The sequence below is a fragment of the Nocardiopsis gilva YIM 90087 genome, from assembly GCF_002263495.1.
Taxonomy (GTDB): Bacteria; Actinomycetota; Actinomycetes; order Streptosporangiales; family Streptosporangiaceae; genus Nocardiopsis_C; species Nocardiopsis_C gilva.
Genome location: NZ_CP022753.1, coordinates 1,489,761 through 1,509,064, shown reverse-complemented (window position 1 = coordinate 1,509,064; position 19,304 = coordinate 1,489,761). Strand labels below are relative to the sequence as shown.

15 protein-coding genes and 2 pseudogenes are annotated in these 19,304 nt (G+C 60.7%); 5 read left to right on the top strand and 12 right to left on the bottom strand.

The features are described from left to right. Positions 1-186: 186 nt before the first annotated feature. Entirely contained in the window at positions 187-1,149 is a 963-nt protein-coding gene (locus CDO52_RS07060; RefSeq protein WP_094932275.1) for a quinone oxidoreductase family protein, read from the bottom strand. A 96-nt stretch (positions 1,150-1,245) separates the two neighbouring features. On the opposite strand from CDO52_RS07060, the gene CDO52_RS07055 reads away from it, so the two are divergent. Then, positions 1,246-1,926: a TetR/AcrR family transcriptional regulator C-terminal domain-containing protein gene (locus tag CDO52_RS07055; RefSeq protein ID WP_017621854.1), complete on the top strand. Its 681-nt coding sequence runs from the start codon at positions 1,246-1,248 to the stop codon at positions 1,924-1,926. Positions 1,927-2,034: 108 nt separating this feature from the next. Beyond that, positions 2,035-2,484: pseudogene (locus CDO52_RS28595) on the top strand (transposase); the annotation flags it as partial. Between the two features lie 60 nt (positions 2,485-2,544). Here CDO52_RS28595 and CDO52_RS07045 read toward each other — a convergent pair. Together CDO52_RS07045 and CDO52_RS07040 are read right to left on the bottom strand one after the other, a co-directional pair. Beyond that, complete coding sequence (locus CDO52_RS07045; RefSeq protein ID WP_017621855.1) at positions 2,545-3,321, bottom strand: hypothetical protein; 777 nt, start codon at positions 3,319-3,321, stop codon at positions 2,545-2,547. A gap of 32 nt (positions 3,322-3,353) precedes the next feature. After that, positions 3,354-3,881 (bottom strand): hypothetical protein, encoded by a 528-nt coding sequence (locus CDO52_RS07040; protein WP_017621856.1) that lies wholly within the window; start codon positions 3,879-3,881, stop codon positions 3,354-3,356. Positions 3,882-4,320: 439 nt separating this feature from the next. On the opposite strand from CDO52_RS07040, the pseudogene CDO52_RS28065 reads away from it, so the two are divergent. Then, positions 4,321-4,410 (top strand): annotated as a pseudogene (locus tag CDO52_RS28065) (transposase); the annotation flags it as partial. Positions 4,411-4,917: 507 nt separating this feature from the next. Here the strand turns inward: CDO52_RS28065 and CDO52_RS27290 are convergent. The 3 genes from CDO52_RS27290 to CDO52_RS27280 all read right to left on the bottom strand — a co-directional run bounded on the left by CDO52_RS27290 (position 4,918) and on the right by CDO52_RS27280 (position 8,728). Further along, entirely contained in the window at positions 4,918-5,580 is a 663-nt protein-coding gene (locus tag CDO52_RS27290) for a hypothetical protein (RefSeq protein WP_152471905.1), read from the bottom strand. A 104-nt stretch (positions 5,581-5,684) separates the two neighbouring features. Then, the gene (locus CDO52_RS27285) at positions 5,685-8,363 is read right to left on the bottom strand and encodes a TPR repeat region-containing protein (protein ID WP_152471906.1); all 2,679 of its coding nucleotides are present in this window, start codon (positions 8,361-8,363) and stop codon (positions 5,685-5,687) included. Between the two features lie 32 nt (positions 8,364-8,395). Next, a complete protein-coding gene (locus CDO52_RS27280) occupies positions 8,396-8,728 on the bottom strand; it encodes a hypothetical protein (RefSeq protein ID WP_152471907.1) in 333 nt (110 codons plus the stop codon). A gap of 1,051 nt (positions 8,729-9,779) precedes the next feature. Here CDO52_RS27280 and CDO52_RS07030 point away from each other — a divergent pair. Beyond that, positions 9,780-11,162 carry an outer membrane protein assembly factor BamB family protein gene (locus CDO52_RS07030; RefSeq protein ID WP_017621857.1) on the top strand — a complete coding sequence of 461 codons (1,383 nt, stop codon included), beginning with the start codon at positions 9,780-9,782 and terminating at the stop codon, positions 11,160-11,162. Here CDO52_RS07030 and CDO52_RS07025 read toward each other — a convergent pair. Continuing rightward, positions 11,136-12,251 carry a hypothetical protein gene (locus CDO52_RS07025; protein ID WP_198345833.1) on the bottom strand — a complete coding sequence of 372 codons (1,116 nt, stop codon included), beginning with the start codon at positions 12,249-12,251 and terminating at the stop codon, positions 11,136-11,138. The genes CDO52_RS07030 and CDO52_RS07025 overlap by 27 nt on opposite strands. 21 nt (positions 12,252-12,272) lie before the next feature. Further along, a complete protein-coding gene (locus tag CDO52_RS07020; protein ID WP_017621859.1) occupies positions 12,273-13,424 on the bottom strand; it encodes a hypothetical protein in 1,152 nt (383 codons plus the stop codon). A gap of 105 nt (positions 13,425-13,529) precedes the next feature. Here CDO52_RS07020 and CDO52_RS07015 point away from each other — a divergent pair, with 105 nt between their 5' ends. Then, entirely contained in the window at positions 13,530-14,321 is a 792-nt protein-coding gene (locus tag CDO52_RS07015; protein ID WP_033302408.1) for a PIG-L deacetylase family protein, read from the top strand. A 293-nt stretch (positions 14,322-14,614) separates the two neighbouring features. Here the strand turns inward: CDO52_RS07015 and CDO52_RS28060 are convergent, their stop codons facing one another. The 4 genes from CDO52_RS28060 to CDO52_RS28055 form a co-directional block, all read right to left on the bottom strand. Continuing rightward, a complete protein-coding gene (locus tag CDO52_RS28060) occupies positions 14,615-15,139 on the bottom strand; it encodes a GNAT family N-acetyltransferase (RefSeq protein WP_017621862.1) in 525 nt (174 codons plus the stop codon). A gap of 442 nt (positions 15,140-15,581) precedes the next feature. After that, positions 15,582-16,712, bottom strand: a complete 1,131-nt coding sequence (locus tag CDO52_RS07000) for a Kelch repeat-containing protein (protein ID WP_449406728.1) — start codon at positions 16,710-16,712, stop codon at positions 15,582-15,584. Positions 16,713-16,726: 14 nt separating this feature from the next. Then, positions 16,727-17,953 carry a hypothetical protein gene (locus CDO52_RS27275; RefSeq protein WP_152471908.1) on the bottom strand — a complete coding sequence of 409 codons (1,227 nt, stop codon included), beginning with the start codon at positions 17,951-17,953 and terminating at the stop codon, positions 16,727-16,729. A 72-nt stretch (positions 17,954-18,025) separates the two neighbouring features. Next, positions 18,026-19,096: a hypothetical protein gene (locus tag CDO52_RS28055; protein ID WP_161627278.1), complete on the bottom strand. Its 1,071-nt coding sequence runs from the start codon at positions 19,094-19,096 to the stop codon at positions 18,026-18,028. Between the last annotated feature and the right edge of the window lie 208 nt (positions 19,097-19,304).

Sequence of the window (19,304 nt, the reverse complement as noted above, 5' to 3'; positions counted from 1 at the left end):
CCCCGGCCTTCGACCAGCAGGCCTACCGCGCGCAACACCGTGAAGCGGGTGATCGACCTGCCCAACCAGAACCGGGTGGTCGCGTCGCGACGAGGTACGACGGACGGGCCGCGCTCTATGGCAGGACCGTGGAGCTCGCTTCGATACGGATCTGACTGTGCAACCTCACCCGTACAACAGCACTGCCTAGGGCACCAGCACCAACCGGGTGCCCTTGGCGTCACGACTCCAGGCGTCGGTGACCTGGCTGAGCGGGACCGCCTCGGTGTCGATGACCAGCTCACCCCGTGCAGCGCTGGCCATCACCTGGGTGAAGGCGGCACGGAGGACCTCAGGGCCGGGCATGCTCCCGGTTCCGTTACCGACGATCTCCAGGCCCGACGAACGCAGGGCGGCGGCGGACAGCGAGATGGCGGGCCCGGCCATCTCGCCCACCTGGACCAGCCGCGTCCGTGAAGTGGCGGGGGTCAGGTCGCCCCGGCTCACCGAGCGGATCAAGGCCTCGGTCGGCGCGCCCCACAGGTAGTCGATGACGACGTCGAAGCCGCCCTCCGCCGCGTTGGCGAACTCCGCGGCAAGGTCGATATCAGGGGCGTCGAGCTTGATCGTGGCGTCGGCGCCGAGCTCGGTCAGCCGGGCGAGTGACGTCGTGTCGCGCCCGGCGGCCACGACTCGCCCGGCGCCCTGCTGCTTGGCCGCTTGGACCGCGAGTCGCCCGGTGACCCCGGTCGCTCCGAGGACCAGCACGCTTTCTCCGGAACGTAGCCCTGCGGTGTGGGACAGCGACAGCCAGGCCGAGATCCCAGCGTTGGGCAGCGCGGCGGCGGTCGCGTCGTCCAGGGCATCGGGAACGGGGGCGATCCACGCGCGGGGGCTGAGGCTGACCTCGGCCATCGTGCCGTAGGGCGCGCGCGGCCCGCCGAAGTACACGCGCGTGCCGTCCTCGGTGCGCCCCACTCCGTCGATACCGGCAACGGCAGGGAGCTCCTCGCGCCGGGAGTAGTGGGTGCCGGCCGCGCGCATGCGCGCAATGTTGGTGATCGAGGCCGCGCTGACGTGGACGAGTACCTCATCGTCGCGCGGCGTGGGCGCGACGAAGTCGTCGTAGCGCGGCGGCTCTCCGACGGTATGGATGACGGCGGCCTTCATGGACCCTCCGGAACTTAACGGCGTTAAATTTAACGCCGTTAAGCGTGCATGAAACGTTGTTAAGCTGTCAAGGGCGATAGAGAGGACGACGACGCAGTGACGTTGGACCGTGAGACCGTGATCCGTGCCGCGCTGCGGCTGCTGGACGAAGTGGGCCTGGAGGGACTCACGCTGCGGCGCATCGCCACCGACCTCAAGGTCAAGGCGCCCGCTCTGTACTGGCACTTCTCCAGCAAGCAGGACCTCTTGGACGCCATGGCCACCACGGTGTTGACCGACGCCTTCAACGCAGATGACGGGTCGTGGGAGGAGCTGGCCTGGCCGGACTTCCTGCGCGACTACGGCAGCACGCTGCGGCATGCCCTCCTGCGCTACCGCGATGGCGCCAAGATGGTGCCGGGCACCTATCTCACCGACCCGAGCATGTATGGCGTCATGGAGCGCGCGCTGGGGGTGCTGACCGCGGCGGGTTTCTCCCCCGAGACCGCCTCGCTGGCGCTCGGCACGACATACAGTTTCACCGTGGGCCACGCGATTGAGGAGCAGGGGATGCGCCCCCGCCCCGGACAGCAGGATCCCCGTTATGACCGCGAGGCACGCCGCGAGCGCATCGACCCCGACACCCAGCCCACCGTCGCCGCGCTCAACGAGGCCGCACCCTCGCTCGCCACCGACGCCGACCGCGCGTTCGACCGCGGCCTCGACCTGATCATCACCGGCCTGGCCGCCGGGTTGGCCCCCGAGTCGCGAAGCGCCGCACCCCACACCGAACCCTGAGCGACGCCGCAGGACACCGCGACAACAACCTCCAGGGCACGGAGACCGGGGCCGCTGCCCGGCCGCACGGGCCCCACCCGTTCACGGGCGGCGGCCCCGGACGCGGAGCTGATGCGCCGCCGCTACCCGTCGGACACCACCGCCGCCGAATGGGCGCTGATCGAACCCCTGTTGCCGCTCCCGGCCTGCCAGGCCGGCGCAGGTGGGCGCCCGGGGCCCACCCGCGCCGCCAGATCGTGGACGCCATCCGCTACGTCGTGGACACCGGCTGTCAGTGACGCGCCCTGCCCCGCAGGTACCCCCATGGCGCACGGTCCCCGCTGGGCCGCCGTCGGTGTCCTGGCCCACATCCGCGCCCAGCTGCGCCGCCGGACGCGCACCTGGGCGGGCAAGCCCCCGCAGGCCGTCGCGGTGATCGTGGACTCCCAGAGCGTAAAGACTGCGGAGACCGCCGCCCGGCCCACGCGCGGCTTCGACGCGGCGAAGAAGATCAACGGGAGGAAACGCCACCTGGTGGTCGACACCCGGGGGCTGCCGTTACCTGCCGTGGTCACCCCGCCGACCGGCCCGACCGCGACGCGGGCCGCTTGAGCCGACTGGAGGTTCGCAAACACGCACTCAGAGGCGCCGGATCGAGAGGAGCACGGGGGTCTGGATGCCGTGCTGCACGGCGGCTTCGGCCACGAAGGCGGACAACCACCCCAGGGCCTCGTATGACCACTCCACAAGGCTGCCGCGAAACGTGGCGTGGTGGTGGGCGGGACCGTTCCACAGGTGGTCGGCGATGCCCGGCGTGAGCTCTTCAGCCGCCTCGTCGCGGGTTGGTGGGCAGATACGGGTGAACACCGACTGCTTGAGCTGACCCATCCACCCGACCATGGAGGGCGCCGCCGATCTGATGGCGGGATCCTGCCCGCTGTCCAGGGTGAGCTGGACCTCTCTGGCCAGGTCCGGAACGGGGTCGGCGAACCATTGCGCCTCCTGCAGCAGGTCTATCTCGGCCGTCCTGCTGTGGTGCGGTGGCCCCGCCAGCTCTTGTAGGGGCAGGAGCATCTGCACCGCGCTCAGTTCCAGGTGCCCCACTCGGGATGCGACAGCGCCGGCACAAGTCAGGAACGGCTGTGTCGGCAGCGTCCGATCAGCTGACACAGCCGAATTCAGCGCTACCTGGAACCACAGCCTGCGGGTTCCCGTTCCGGCGGAGTCCAGCCCCGCATCGTTCATGTACCACAGACCGTCACGGGGAGCGTTGCGCGCCGCATCGGTGAGCCATCGACTGGCCGAGGAGCGGGCATAGAAGAGGCTGTAAGGGTCGGAGAACGCCGCCCTGGAGTCATACCAGGGGTGGTGGGCCAGGTCCCCGTGCAGAGCCCCCAGCAGGGTGCCGTCCGGCATGGCTCCTCCTCCCCGTGTGGTCGTGGTCGTCTTCAGTTCCGGCAGGGGATCTGCCGTGGTTCGGTGGTGCGGGTGAACGGGTCGTCGACGATACCCACCAGGTCCGCGTCGACGACGCTGCGCCATGTGGTCGTGGCACTGCTGTTGCACGCCGCTCGCCCGGTCGCGCGGTTGGCCGATCCCCCACCGCTGCGTACGGTCTCTTGGCCGACCCTTCCCACATCATTCCAGGATCCGCCGGTGTACTGCTGCAGTTGCACCATGACCACGGCCTGGGTGGTGTCGCAGTCGCCGTTGACCCACCAGCCGTGTCCTGAGGCCTCGTTGGCGGTGGAGGAGATGTGGACCCGGTCCCCGCGGGTATCGAAACGGCAGATGATCGACCCCGCTGGTTCGTCGTCGCCCCCGCCGGTGGTGTCGCGGACTACGACCTCCCCTGAAGATTCCAGGGCCTCGGCGGGCGCATGAGCGGCCTCCGCAGAAGCGGGCGTCGCTGTGGCCAGGGTCGTGGCTCCCGCCGTGGCCAGAACGAGAAGTGCTGCTCCCGTGGATTTCCACATTGCGCCTGCCTTCCTGTTCATAGGGGATCGACCCGATAGCGCCTTGAGCGATCCTGACACGGCGAAGTCAAGGAATGACAGACTGTTTCGGATGATGTCAGACACAGTGAGTGGCGCTTTTGCGATGGTTAGCGACGAAGACTGCACACGACGGCCGCCTGACCTGTCCACCGAGCCTGGAATATCGGGAGCCCTTGCGTGGCGGTCAAAAGGAAGCATGCACGTCCTCGCGATAGGACGCGCACACCACGGCTCTGTCCCAGCACGACGTACAACGCCTGTTCGGGTCTCTACAAGCCGCCGAAGACGCCGACATCATCCGCCCAGTTCCGGAGCGGAGGCTCCAAGGGCTGACCGAGGCCACAACGGTCACCCCTCGCCGAGCCCTACTAGTGCACCCCTCACCACGACGGCCACTGGGACAGGGGCACCGCCCCCCACCGCCGGAGACGTGGAGTTGAAGATCCCCGAGCTCCGTTCCGGGCGGTTCTTCCCCTCCCTGCGGGAACGACGCCGCCCTTCCGACCGCTAACTGACGGCACATCGTCGATACGTACACCCTGGGGCAAATGTGCCGGAACCCTGAGCGATTCTGTCGCGTCAGATCGTGAGTCAAACTCCGAAGGCTCGGTCGCTACATCGATAGAAAGGCCCCCGGTGACTCCTTCGTCCGTCAGGTCGGAGCGTCAGCACTACTCGCCCCGCTCCTGCTCGCGGCCACAGGCTGCAGCGGCCCCACCATCGAGCTGAAGAGCAGTGAGCGACTCGACGCCATGTCGCCGTACTCGGGCAGGTAGGGGCCCAAGCTCAGGCGCAGGCGGCCCCGAGGCCGACGTTGCAGCGTCCTCCGTCGCCGCCATTCGCCTCCGGGTCCTCGCTCGACACCTCGCCTTCTACTAGCGCTTCACGCCTATGTCAGCGGACAAGGCGCTCCTCTCCTCATGACGCCTCTGCGTGTCTCGCTGATCTCCTGATGACCAGAAATAAATCTGATCACATCGTCGCCACCATTTTCACACCGTCAAGAAAACAATGTTCAATTCATTGACTTGAGCTCACCGAGGAGCCGCTTTGAGACATTTGTCGCCGATTCGCGCAGTTCGCTCCTATCGTAGATTGACTCCCGGGTATCAATATTGACACCAAAATACCTTACATAGATACCGTAACGTCCCTCGAAAGACGATAGATTGGATGCATAGTAAGAAGACCTTCCATCGAACTCGATAACTGCCTTCTCGCCAACCCCCGGCACAGTCTCAGCATCATTTCCGACACTAAAAACGAATTCCTCCTGCGGTTGATCCGATATCTTCAAGTATATAGAAAGCTTGCGCCGCTCTCGATCCTTCAAATCAACTACATTCCAGGAGCAGTCCATCGACACTTCGTCTCTAGGTTGTTGCTCTAATGGACTGCTGTCGCTTCGAGCTGCATCTGAGACTTCGTCCCGCCCCGAAGGATCGAGTAGTTTCTCCAACAGGACATTCGGCAGAACTTCGCAAAGGTCCTCCGGAGCCAACTGCGCCGATTCGACTTCTAACGACGACTTTTCAGAACCCTTCCCATTGGATCCCTTAGAATCCTCGTCGGATGGCCCTGGGCTACACGCAGAGACCGCCGCAAGCAACGCAAGGGATGCTGTCGCAGATCCAATTACCCGATACACAGAACTCAGACGCCTTGAATAAAAAGGCACAAGACCTCCTTACTAACACATAAATCAAATCGATTTATCATCCCGAACAGACAGCCAACTTCAAGCTACAAACTTTTCACGAAACTCCTGCCGCCCTCCTGCTGTTAGTCCTCGTCCTTTTTCTCCTCCTTGTCATCGTCGGACGACGGATCATAATATGGGAGGGCGTTGATGTCCTCACCCTTTTCAAAGGTCTCATAGTCGTTAACATCATTGCTACGATACTTGTTGAGATAGTACTCATAACCATCCCAATGCTCACCGGAATACTTGTCGACAAAATCTGATCCAAATTTGTAGTAGTCCCTCTCACCAATGGGAATATCTTTGATAGAAGCATAGTGGAATTCATCGCTATCCGGGTCCCTTGCAGGACGCTTGGCAGAGATAGACTGCAGATCATCCTCCGCACTAGTCCTTCTTCTTGAAAATTCACCCTGATCGAAATCTCCAGACGAGAGCAATTTATCGCCTTTCTTTAGATCCGAGGAAATGTCCTCCATTTCTATTTCCCCATGAGATTCAAGATAATCCAAGGCTTTCAGTTGAAAGTCTAGCTTACTCCCGTTCTTACTATACTTTAGGATTTCAGGGGTTTCCTTCAGGTTTCCATGGATAGGCTCATACTTCTCTGTCATCCCCTTCGCGACGACGTCTGTCAATGATTTCTTCAAATCATTTCCATAGTACTGCCAGCCGGGAATTCTATCGGCCTGACTGAGATCAATGACCTTATCCATTGCCTTCTTCTTGAGTTTAATTTCAGCTTCATAGGCTTTCTTGTCATCATCAAAACGTTCCAATGATTCATTTATGATAGATGCGTCAAGCAGCCCCTTAAGCCGACCCGAATTCCCAGCATTATCCGTGGGATTTTCCCCATTCTTCATATATTCGTTGAATGTGCTGTCCTGTTTCGCTTCAACAGCCTGGATAAGGTTCTCTGCAGTTTCCTCATTTGCGACAAGATACTGCATGAAGCGAGCGCGGGACCTCGAGTCCACAGTCAGTTCATCCTTATTCGGATCATCGCTGATGACGAACTTATTATCGCGGGGGCTATCCGACTCTATCCCGAAATCGTCTATATGCGAGTAGAAGATATTGGCTAGCTTTTCACAAATCTCAGGATTCACACGGCTGAACGTGGCGTTGTCATCGCCAGACGTCTTGATCCCGGTATCCGTAAGGCTCTTAAACATTTCGTCTGTAGTTATCATCGAGATAAGACCTTCGCTGGCCTCACCAGCCCGCCTACGCACTTCTGGGTTGTCCTCAAGGGCGTCATCAGCCAACCAGTCAATCAGTCCAGTGACAGGCTTACCATCCTTCATCCAGCTTTCATTTCCATTTTCATCCTTATCTGGCCACTCATATTTCAACAGCCCTTCGACAGCGTCACTATTCAACGACTTGAGCTTTTTCAGCTCCTTATCGTCTAGGTCTGCGTTTTCGATGTAGGGATGGGTGTAGTCGTCTGTCAGAATCCCATGGTTGGCGTCTTTATTCCGGGCTGCAACTTCCACAAGGTGGCCAGCAGCGTCTTCATCTATCCAATCCTTTGAGTCCGATTTTAGATGCTGACCTATGGAAATGCTGATTCCGGCTGAAAAGTCTTTACCACCCTGAAGGTTCTCAGGCGCGTTACCAAGTAGCTTCGAGAGTTTTTTGTAGTCCTCAATCCAATTGGCAGTATCGTATCCATCCTCAGGGGATTTAATATTCCAAACAAAGGAACCCGATGATGCCTTTCGAATACTTTCGGGAAGTTCTTCGAATCCTCCCCCAATTTTCTCATCTGATAGCGTAAGAAGCCCGCCACCGATGGCTCCTAGCGCTGCGTCCTTCTCGGATCTCTCCAGATCGCTGCCGTCGATCAAGTTCGCAAGGTCCAGAGTGTTTCCACTGGCGCCCCACCCATTTTCGGTTCCCGAATAAAATTTCTTCAGGTAATCCCTATATTTTTTGTCAAGTTGCGGAGGATTCGAAGAGTCTCTCAGCGCCTGCACGCGCGAAGACTCGTAGCCGATGATGTTCAGGAGCATCATCATGCTGTAGTACTCGCTGTCGAGCTCCTTCTCTCCCGACCAGTACTTCGACAGCTTATCTGGCCACTTCTCGACGTTTTTTGTGTCGATTTTGTTCAGATAGAAATCAGTCCCTCGCAGATTAAAGAAGGCCATGTCTACATAGCCAGCGTCCATTAGTTTCTTGATATTCTCGACATTCGGACCTCCTTTAAGCTGAGACTCGACTTCGTCCTTTCCTTCCTGTAGATTACTCCAATTTGTGCTGTCTTCTTTCTTGAGCTCTCCTCTCTTTCTCACCAGGCCATAGTAGGCCTCTACAGCTTTTTTAGTTGCACTGTCGTTTCCGGGGGCATGACTCGGGTGATTGCTCTCAGTGATAGGAACATCTTCGTAGTCATCAGGCACGGCTTTTTCTGCAGCCTTTTTTGCATCTTCCCAATCTTCAACGATTTGCTTTCTTTTTTTCTTGAAGTCGTTTACGCATCCATGCCAGAATTCCGTGACAAAAGCACAGAACATAACTGATTCACTTGCGTTTATCCACTTGTTGGAGTTGTATTTGGACTCATCCGTAATGTTCCAGGCAACTGCCTCTGAAAACTCCATGGACGTACTGTTGAACTGCCCCGACAGGTCCTTCGACTGGCCAAGCATTCGCTTGTTTAGTCCCTTGAGATCTTCATGGCTGTCTTTGATCTCACCCGGATCCGCATCGGTATCCTTCGGTGTGAAGTCGAGTTCGATTTTCGCCATTTCTTCCTCCTATTTTTTAGTCCGAACAGGTTTCAGTGATTCACACTTCTAGACAGACCTCGGCGTGAAGATTCGAAGTCGTTCGTGTTATCATCGTCTGTCTTCTTCGTTTCTCCAGCCCCAGCTTTAAGATTTTCGGAAAGATTCTGTCCGTGCACCTGCAGCTCTTTGATGAAACTCATGCGCCACTCAGCGTAGTTTACGTAGGACGATTTAAGACCCTCTTTAGCAGCCGCCCCGGCATCGGAGACAACATCCTCGAATCTCCCGTCCAGATTATTCATTGCGTTAGCCAAAGCCTCAGCCGTATCGCCCTTGCTGAGGGCTTCGTTAGGATTACTTCCTACTCCGTCTTTCTTACCCACAGATCATTCCCTAGCTTGTTATCTCCACTTGGCAAGCAGTCTCATCGAGTATGCCGAGCGCCTGATCGGTCGATTTTGAGATCTCAGGAAGAAATCAACGTAGGTTGATACCTGATATTGGCAAGTTGACACGATCGAAGCAGCATCTGGTTGGGTCATCATCGGCTTTGTGAGACATACGGTTACCTTCCTCGATGCCCGGTGAAGTTGCGCCCGAGATCGGCAGCAACCAGATGCATGACGATGGAGTCTCGTACTCGGAGCTCGTCAGCTACCTAGGAGCTGCCCCTGAGCACGGCGCACTTCCCCCAACTGCAAGGGCATCCAGGTTGTTCTACCATCCCTAGATGACGCTCGTGAATCCGCCCCTAGCGGCCTGTGATCAGAATAAGACCGTGATCAGCGTGGGTGACCAGCTGATCACGGAGGGCTGCTCGTGGAGTACGTCCTCTACATCGGGTTCCTAGCAAGGGATGTAGTTCGGGAACGCTCGGCCGGACGGGCACTCGCCTCAGGGCAATATGTTCCGATGTCAATGCAGCAGCTGACTGCGCTGCGTTACCTACTGTCCGCTTTCGGCCATGGAGATGTAGGCATCGCCACTACGCGGCGACGTGCGGCGCACGGCCCCCGCCTCGAGTCGCTCACGCGGGCTCTCTGTCGTGCTTCTGTAGGGGACGCCGCGTTTGAAGGCGAGGTGGGCGCGTCTCCACTCGTCGCGGGACGAGTTGACGGGCGGGCCAGGACGACAGGGTCGCGACTCTCGTGGGAGCGTGGTGTTTCCGTCTGCGGCGCCGGATGTATCGGGATAGTGGGCAGGCCTCGACGGGCGCAAAGGCGTGTCGGGTGTGGGGCTCAGGCCTGGGGAGTCTTGCCGACGCGCTCCCCCTGATCAGCCAGTGCCCGGTAGCGCGGAGCTCCTGAGAATTCCCGATGCTCGGGTGTCCCGCCGATCACCATGCTGGAACCGGCTGGTGGGAATAGGGGCATGCGCCGTCCCAGTGCGGGCGTAGCTACGATGCGTCGCATGCCCAAAGGTTGGATCGCCCCATTGGTCGGGTTCGTCTGTGTTGTCTCGCTCACCGCTTGCACCCCGGAGGACGAAGCCGACCCGGCCGCACTCGCCCCCTCGGTGATCAGCCCCAACAAACTCGTCACCTGCGAGGACGCGGACAACTGCGGGGAGGCCGGGGCACTGCGCTGGTCACTGCCACTCACGGGCAATTACTACTTGTACCGCGATGACGACGGCCAGGCGACTGTCCTGCCGGAGTCGGAGGTGCTCGGCAACGAGTACCCCACTCCCCGCGCGGTGGCCCACAACGGCACTCTCTACTACTACGAACACGAACGGTTCAGGGCCGTCGACGCCGAGACCGGCAATTTGCTGTGGACCGAGGACATTGATCCGAAACGGCCCAAGGCCGTGGAGGCGGTGCAGGTGGTCGGCGACACACTGGTCGTGTACGCGCGGGACAACCGGGACGGGGACGAAGCGTTGCTTTACCTGGTGAACCCGACGAAGGATAGCCCGCGCTGGCAGCGCATCGACATCCCGATACGAGTGAGAGTCAGCCTCAGCGATGACGACCCTGCTAACGGCACCCATGTGCTGTTGGAGAAGGAGCTCGATGGAGGGCTCAAGAGGGGGCAGTACGGGTATTTCCTCGTCAAGGTACCCAATGGTGAGGTTGAGTGGTCCGCGGACCTACCTGGGCTTGGCGAGGCGTACGCGTTCACCGATGACGTGCTCTACGTGGTGGAGGAAGAGGGTGAGGACGAGGACGAATCAGAGCGCGTCTTCCTCATCGACCCTGCCGACGGCCGTGAAATCTCCGACTTCGTCGTGCCCGATGGGCTGCAGGCGAAGTATCGCCTCCATGCGACCGAGTCCGGTGAACTTATCCTCGGCTCCTCTGATTGCCCAGAGCCGTTGGACCAGTGCTCCGGCGAACCACTCAGTGGGCTGGACGCCAAAACCGGTGAGTTGCTGTGGGAACACCCCGAGAAGGCGGTCATCCTTTCCCTCGTCGAACGAGACGGCACCACCCTCGTCTACTTCCACGACCAGCACGGCTACCAGAGCCTGGACGCACGCACCGGCGCGATCGTTGATGACGATGTCTTGGGAGCCACTACGGCGCTGATCGACGCGTTCGGAGCCTCCTACCCCTGGCGCGAGCACAAGCCCGCGTCGGACGCGGATCGCAGAACAGCTCCGGTCGAGGCGTACGGTCCAGGGGTAGGCAAGCTTGCCATCGACATGGGGGCCGGAACGCGGTACCTGACCTCCTACCTGACCGAGGAGGGTGAGGTCGTCGGTGTGTACCAGGGTTGTGCTCCCGACGGGATGCGCTCACAGCGCATGAACTCGCCCGCCGTGTGGCAGGAGTGCGTCTCACCCCGCCTATTCACTGTCGACTATGGGGTCTGACTGCGCTCCACACAACGCTTCCGCACACCGCAGGTACTCCGCACTGGTCCTGGTGGCGAGAGGGGCGTCCTCTATCTGACCCCATACGATGTGCGGCCGGTCTTCGCTGTCCAGACCGAGTGCACTCACTGCAGGCACCTCGGTGAACCCCCTCAGCGGGGTGGTGATGGCATCGGCGCAGTCACCATCCAGGCAGGACATCAGCACTAGCCGCTCGTTGACCATGTCGAACGTGACCAGTTGCGGGTTACCGTGCGAGTCGACCGCCAGGCCAGGGACGGGGCGCGCCCAGCCGGGGCCGGTGATCGCTCGATCGGTGAAGTCGGTGCAGGCGCTGTCGTGGCAGTTGACCACGTGCGCCCCGCCGCTCTTGGCGTCGCGGTAAGCAAGCACGGGCGTGCCGTCGGGCCGGTACTCGATCCGCGCGCCGAATCGTGATCTCAAGCGTTCCTGGTACTCCCGCCGAAACTGGTCCCCCACCACGGGCGTCACCTTCGGTTCCGCACACTCGGAGTCCGCGCAGGCGATCACGTTGAGCGAACCGAAGTTGGCGTCGTAGGCGGCGATGGCGAAGCCGCCCCCGGGCGCGGCGGCTACGTCCAGGAAGGGGCCGTCAAGCTTGGTACTGCCAACGGTGATGTCGTTTGGCAGCGGCACCGTTTGCGGATCGGTACACGCAAGGTCCTTACACACATCCGCGCGCAGCCCGCCCGTATCCCCGCCCGAGACTTCTTTGACATCCTTCTCATCATCGGGGCGCACATAAGAAACGATGACCAGGCCCTTTCCCAGGGGCGTCAGCGCAGAGTAGGTGCCGTACAGGAGCCCTCCAAAGGACCGGACCTGGGTTCCGTCGCCGTCATCACACTCCTGGGCGCTTTGGCATTCCCACAGATACAGCCCGGAGTCCGGGTGAGGGGCGTAGTGGCTCTTACCGGAGCCGTGGTCGTACCGGAATTCCTGCCATCCTGTGTGCACAAAGCCGCTGTCGGTGGCCGTCACCGCGCCACCAAACTCGTCTGTCTCGAACTCTGCCCCAGGCGTGCACTCGGGGTCGCATTCCTCGACGTACACTCCGCGTCTGGCCACCGAGACCAGGGTGCGGGGGCCCTAGGGCGACAGGTCGACCATGAGCTCATCGCCGCGCACCGACTCGATCGGGCTAGACGTCATGTGCGGTGTGTCGAAGGTATTGGCCCACACCGCGGCCGAGCCGACCAACGGCGGTAGAAGCAGCACGCTGACCAGCGCAGGCAGGGGCATGACCGCCCACGAGCGTCCCCCAAGGTGGACCTTTGGTAGTTCCTTTTCGACCCAGGCGAGATTCAAATTCCGCGGCACCTGGGGCGCAGTGGACACCTTTGGGTAATGCTTCTGGAAGACCACCGGGGCGCACATCAGCAGCACCGACAGGGGTGTTGCCAGAAGGCATACCAGGAAGCTGACGCCGAGAGATATCGGGTGTCCGTCGCCCCACCCCAGCTGGGATTGCAACGCCCAGGCCAGGCCCCTGCTCGCCAAAGACGAGACTCCGAAGAACGCGATCGCGAACAGTACATGCACGCGTCGGCGGTACCGCCCCATCCGCCAAGCGACCGCCAGGCCCCGCAATGGCCCGTGCCCCTCCAACAGAGCCACCGGCAACATGACCGTCGCTGGTACCACGAGCAGCAGGAGAGGCAGCAGAATCATCCCTGTTGCCAGCCATACCGGGAGCTCGGTCAGCGGCTCCAGCCACTCCGGAGGCTCGGTGAGCATCCCCAGCCCCAACCCCAGGATCGCCGCGAGCGCCGTCGCAACAAGGAGGATCATCACGACGATCCAGGTCAGGGTGGTGAAGTAGCGACGTAGCGCCCCACACCAGGCATCACGCACTGACACCGTGCGGCCCAGCAGCGCACCTCCACCGAGCAGCACCAAAGCTCCCACAGGTATCGGAACGCAGAGCAGACCGAACACGGTGAACCCCACGGCGGTCCAGAGCATGGAGGTATCCGGGGCGGAGAGCAGCTCAAGGGAACCGTTGACGTAGACGGCGTCACGCGTCATCCACACCATGCCTGGCTGGACCAGCAGGACCAAGAGAGCGAGGGGGACTCCCACAGCGACGACCAGAGGCCAGAGATGGCGGATGTAGGCCCGAAATGTCTTGCCCAGCAGCTCAGGTCCGCTGTCGGACAGAGACAAGTCCGACGGGTGTTTCTCCTCGAACGCGCCGGGGGTCGGTTCCGCCACGTCCGTGGTTCTGTCCGGCTCGCTCATCCACTCCCCTTCATCGTGTGCGACGGCAGACTACTGGGAGTAGTACGCGTGGTCGCACTCGACCTCGGGCAAGACGGCACGTGGCAGCGTCCCCATAATGGGGCGATGGCAACCGTCGTGGCGTTCCACGCCCACCCGGACGATGAAGTACTGCTGACCGGTGGCACCCTCGCCCGCGTCGCGGCGGAGGGTCATCGGGTGGTGATCGTGGTGGCCACGGATGGCATCGTGACCGCCGTATCCGAGGGTGCACCCACTCGCCTGGATGAGCTGCGCACGAGCGCGGCCATCCTCGGTGTGCACCGGGTCGAGCACTTGGGTTACGCCGACAGCGGGCACGGGGCGATCCTCTACCCCGACCCGCCGGACCGGACGCGTTTCGTCCGCGCCGATACCGAGGAGGCCGCCGGGCGCCTCGCCGCGCTCCTGCGCGAGGAGAACGCCGACGTACTGCTCAGCTACGACCCCAACGGCGGATACGGCCACCGCGACCACGTCAAAGTGCACAAGGTTGGCACGCGCGCCGCTGAACTGGCCGGCGTGGACTCCGTGCTGGAAGCGACGGTCCCCCGCGATGCGGTCGAGCGCCTGATCCGGTTGATACGCGCTCTGCGGATCCCCCTCCGCTACGACACCGACGCGCTCAGCGCCGCTTACAGCCCACGCTCGGCCATCACCCACCGGGTAGACGTGCGACGCTTCGCCCGGCAGAAACAGGCAGCCCTCGCCGCCCACCGCTCTGAAGTCAACGGAATCGGCGGAATCGCCCTCATCATGCGCGTTCTCGTCCGGCTTCCGGTGGGCGTGTTCGGGCTGCTCCTTGGCCGTGAGTGGTTCGTCGACGCAGCCACGACCCCGGTCACCAAACCCGCCACCGGCATCTTCCCCTCCGGATGACGACCGGTTGGAGGGCCGAACCGGTTACTGTGCTCCCGCCCTCCTTCTAGGGTTCGTGAGACGTCCGAGGCGTCGCCGTGGGCGCTGCTTGTCGGACGCGATGCGTGACACGCGGCAGTGCGAACAGCTGTTGCCTGCATCAGGTGGGTTTTCGGGCTTCGATCAGGAAGCGTGCGGTATGCGCGACGAAGGGGCCTTCGGTCTGGATGCCGTGGGCAGCCCAGCGGTGGAAGTACCAGAAGACGGTCTTACAGGCAGTTCTGTGGAATCTGACCAGTCAAGGCAGCTCGGAGTCAATCCTGCTCGGCATCGACGTAACCGAGTCGCCTGTTCATCTCGATAGCGGCCGTGTTCGCCGGGTGGTGGAAGGTTCGGATCTTGTCCACGCCGCACAGCCCGGCGAATCCGATGCCGAATGTCTTCATCGCGATGGAGATACCTCGACCGCGGTAGGGAGCCTTGACTCCGGTCATCTCGTTGAAGACGAAGCCGGAAGCTCGGTGGTTTGATGTCGCGGCGAGTCCGCACCACACGGAGTCGTCCAGCGCGATCACGACACCACGGGGGTCGTAGGAGGGGACCTCGATGCGGTGTTCGAGATACTCCTCGAACGTGTAGAACTCGCCGCGGTCGGGGATGTCGGCGGAGCAGTCCTTGTTGAGCTCGTAGAGCGCGTGCCGGTCGCGTGGGGTGTCGCCTAGCTCGGCCAGCGTTGTCAAGCGGATGCCGGCGTCTCGGCAACGCTCTACGTATCCCGCGAAGCGCGCGGCGTCGAAGTTCTTCACGTCGAGTTCCAGCTTGACCCAATGGCTTGCCATGGTGTCACTCCTTTTCGACCCCAGCTCGGCCTTCCGGACAGACAGGGCGATGAAGTCGGTGACCGGCCAACGCGCCACCCAGCGCCGACGACCACCAGGGGGACGCCGTCCAGAGTCCTGAACCGCACGCGCGCCTTCCCAAGTCGAGCCGCTTCCAGCTGGCCCGCCATTCCTCGCGGAACTCATCCTGCTCGGCCCCGTAGATACCCATCAGGCACAAAGCGTTGTGGTGCTTCTATGCGGCCAGCAGCAGGCAGCACAGCGGCTGGCCGTGGTAGGTCTCCGGGTAACGCTCCAGCGGGACGTAGTAACCGATTCCCCGGCCCCTCACCCCCACCCGACAGCTTCGTGATCGCCGGTGCCGTGCCCGTTCGTGTGGAGTTGATCGATCTGTCACCTGGACAATCCCGCCGATCTACAAACCCATCTCGGCCCTGAGAGATCACAGGGATACGACCAGGCCCGCTGTCTCAGCATCGAGAGCAGAGCCTTCGCAACTCCGTCCTCCCCAGACGAAGATATCGTCGTTCATCAGGCTCGACGCAGAGAACCCGCCGCAACGCCCGCGGAACTCCTTGGGCTGCCATGACCGCGATTCCATAGTCCGGAGATCAACGCGACTCAACCCTCGGTCCGATATCGAGACAACGGATTCACCGTGCAGCCACCCCTCTCCGCGGCCGAGCGGATACTGCACCATGTCTACCTGACCATGTAAATCACCGGACACATCAGATTCCTTAACCAGGTTTCCATCTGGATCAATGACATGCACCTCTGACGAGGAAGATTCCGGAACAAGGACCAGGACTACATCGCTTCCATCCGCCACTAGAGTGATAGATGACATCTGATCGGCAGCACCACGGCTAATTATCTCCCGCACACCCCTGGCGCCAATGCGGTATTCAAGGACCTCTGTTCTCCCCTCGGACTCTCCGACTACAGCAATCGATGACTCTCCAAGCGGGGCTATTCCATAGACTCGAAGGCCAATGTCGATCGTTTCCCAGGAGTCTCGCAGGAGCGAATATACGGCAAGCTTTCCGAGGTCATCGCGTGAAGTCGGACTGCCGGGTCCCATAAATATGTGCCGGGAATGATAGAGTGCACTGGCAGAAGAAATGGGGAACGGAGCATTGCGAATCTTTCTCCACTCCTGCGTTGCGGGATCGTAGGCGGCTCCGTCACGGAGAAACCGTCCACCATCCTTTTCTTCCCCAGATCCTCCCCAGATGATCATCTCCTTCCCCGTCCAGACTGCGCTGTGTCGCGTCCGTGGGGCCAATGGTGACTGCGGGATCGGAGTCCAGGAATCCTGCGCGGGGTCGTACAGGGCTCCACTGGCCTCTGGACGGCTTTGATCCTCCTCATGTCCCCCCCAGATGATCACCCCGTTCCCCGTCGCGATTGAAGTGTGTCCCATCCGTGGAGGAAACGGGGATGGGGATGTATGCGCTGCAGAAGGAGGCGGAGGTTCCTGATCCGTAGGGACCTGCGCACAAGAGGCGTTAAGTAGCAGGGCGAACAGAGATGCGGTGATCAGGTGGACGGAGGGACGAACCTGGGTCATGGGTCCGGTCATCGCTACAGTCCTACCTCTCTCAGACACTCGGAAGTTCCGTCTTGCGCCACATGAGAGTCTTCTGGGGAGTCCAGCCATGAAGTATTCTCATTCTGTCCAATATACTCCTTAATAAGTGATTCGCTGGCAAGCGGGTCGGTCTCAGACGTCACGATGCAGGTTTCATCAGGAACCTCGGCAGGTCCGCTTCTGGACACTTTCCCGGTTTCCTCAATCGACGAGCATGGGGCATGGAGGGAATTAAGGACATTTGCTACCTGGCTCCCCTCACTAATTTCCCACGTCCCTTCCCTGACGCACACTTCGGACAAGTACGCCAGATAACCAGGGGATATCGAGTCCACTCCATATCGAAGCCAGAGTGAGTCCGAAAGTCGTGCAGCGAGGGCGTCATTCTGCCGCGCGAAGATATCGGGGCCGCGAGATTGGAGTTGCGTCTGGTTGAGGTAGGCGAGCGCGAGCTCTGCCGAGGCGTAGTCAAAGGTGCTTGTCTCAGAGTTGGGAGGCAGGCCCTCGGGCTGCCCGCCGGTCTCTGATTCGCTGTAGAGGGAGCGTAGCCTCTTGGTCTGTTTCAGGCGGCTGGAGAGCAGCTCACTTCCGCTCGCCCCGACGGGGAATGGACGCACCAGAACCGCCCACCCCATATCTCTGCCTTCCAGGTAAGCGATCCTTTGCGAACCGAAGGAGTATCCGATGAACCCTCGAAGGGAGATATTCTCGTGCTCTTCGATCTGGTCCACAGCCGAGCGGTACGACGATGGATCGAATCCCCATCTCCCTTTGTCGGAGAGACACGACCTGGCTAGTCGTACAGAGGACTCGGTGACACCTTTCCCGCTCCGGGCCGTCTCATAGTACGCCGAGAGTAAAGCAGTGCAGCTTTGCTCTGGCTCGGCAGTGACCCATGGTTCTTCGATGACAAGTAGATTATAGTCCCGAAGCGCGGGAAGAGACTCTTTGAAATCCTGAATCCTGTATTTCCCCGAGAGCGCCGATATTCCAGGTCCCCCGAAGTCCACGATGGCCGTATTGGGTGTCTCCACCTCGGCTTCAATGATTGCGTATCTATAGGTTGTTCCGCCTACTTCTATTTCCCTACATTCCTCTCTTGGTTTCGGATTATCGCAGGAAGAGTCCGCTCTGGGGTCCATATCAGTCGCGGGATGCTTGCTCGGATTTGTGTTGAGCACGACGATTGTTCCCACAACAAGCGCACTGGCGATCACCACGCAGGCGACATACACCGAGGGGATGCCCCGATTCCACCGAGGCACCCCGCGATCAGGACGAGACTTCAATGGTTACCAGCCGCTGTCTGTGTGCACGTAGGAGTACGAGGGGTCGAGCGGTGTACAGATGATCCCGCAGCTCTGGACCTCAGCCCAGACATAGTCCGCCCAGGTGGGAACCACTTCAGAATCGCGTGCAGTCACCTGCATCCCGAAATCGAGGCCCAGCTGGACTGCATTGTTGTTCCCCGGGTCCCAGTCCACTCCCATGGACTTGGCACCGGTATCCGGAAGCGTCTTGACGCCCTCGCAGTTCTCCATAGGGATTGTCACCCCCGAACCCGCATACCCCAGAGTGAAGCTCGCTCCCGGAGAACAGTTGGTTTCCGGACTCCGTGGCGCGAAGTCGTTCATCTTCGATATACGCCCGCTGGTTCCGCGCCATGGTCGGCTTCGGATCGTGTAGTCGATCGGTACGGCTTTCCCGTCGATGCCGCCATCACCGATCTGCGCTGTGGTCCACAAACTCCATCGATTGTAAACCCATTCCCGTGTCCCGGATTCTGCGAACTTCTCGTAGCAAGTGACCATGTGATGGTCATCCTCAGATTCGAACTGGGGCTCGTAGTAGGCTGTCAGGCAATCATTCGCCTGCAGGTACATGCCATTAGGCGTGCCGCTACCGTAACCCGCTCCAGTGGCAGTACTCGCCGGAGCCTTGTCCTGTTCGACTTCGGGATTATTGCTGACCGCGATTCCCATTCCGGCGGCCACGTTCTCCTTCGGGCCCTCTCTCGAGGAGAGGTTCATCTCCGTAGGCCGCAGCGCATCACTCCATACGATATCGATTTTTCGACCATCGAGAGGATTCTTGATCGAGGCGCTCTCAACCTCCGAAGCGTCAAGCAGGTTTCCCAGCTTTGCCTGTTCGTCCAGGAAACTCTCAAGGCGGCCACTTGCGTTCGAGGCGCGGCCATCCACAGAGCTATCCTGTGCATTCATCAGTTCATCGCCGGAGATGTGGGCGACTTCCGGAGTCGACCATCCACTTTTCTCGTCGGCACTTGCAGGAATTGAGCCAACGAGTGCGATCAGTGCCGCCGATGCTCCCACTAGTGCCATGTTCTTGCGGTGGGGGATCACAAATATTCCTTCCTTGCAGTAAGGACAGTTTTTATTTTGCGCGGGCAGCTTAACAGCCTCTTCAGAAGCGGGGAAGCAAAGAAAGTAGTCATCGAATGAGTGGGGGTTGACATCGCACGACGTTCCAAGCTACTGGCGTAAGCCCGCAGGTGAAGCTCGGAATATTTGCTCGCGACTTCTCATTTCTCCTTCGCGCATCGACAAACCA

Excerpts from the sequence above, each read along its gene's own strand:
- CDO52_RS07060 (WP_094932275.1), bottom strand. The coding sequence starts at position 1,149 with ATGAAGGCCGCCGTCATCCATACCGTCGGAGAGCCGCCGCGCTACGAC.
- CDO52_RS07045 (WP_017621855.1), bottom strand. The coding sequence starts at position 3,321 with ATGCCGGACGGCACCCTGCTGGGGGCTCTGCACGGGGACCTGGCCCAC.
- CDO52_RS07040 (WP_017621856.1), bottom strand. The coding sequence starts at position 3,881 with ATGTGGAAATCCACGGGAGCAGCACTTCTCGTTCTGGCCACGGCGGGA.
- CDO52_RS27285 (WP_152471906.1), bottom strand. The coding sequence starts at position 8,363 with ATGGCGAAAATCGAACTCGACTTCACACCGAAGGATACCGATGCGGAT.
- CDO52_RS07020 (WP_017621859.1), bottom strand. The coding sequence starts at position 13,424 with ATGAGCGAGCCGGACAGAACCACGGACGTGGCGGAACCGACCCCCGGC.
- CDO52_RS07015 (WP_033302408.1), top strand. The coding sequence starts at position 13,530 with ATGGCAACCGTCGTGGCGTTCCACGCCCACCCGGACGATGAAGTACTG.
- CDO52_RS28060 (WP_017621862.1), bottom strand. The coding sequence starts at position 15,139 with ATGGCAAGCCATTGGGTCAAGCTGGAACTCGACGTGAAGAACTTCGAC.
- CDO52_RS07000 (WP_449406728.1), bottom strand. The coding sequence starts at position 16,712 with ATGACCCAGGTTCGTCCCTCCGTCCACCTGATCACCGCATCTCTGTTC.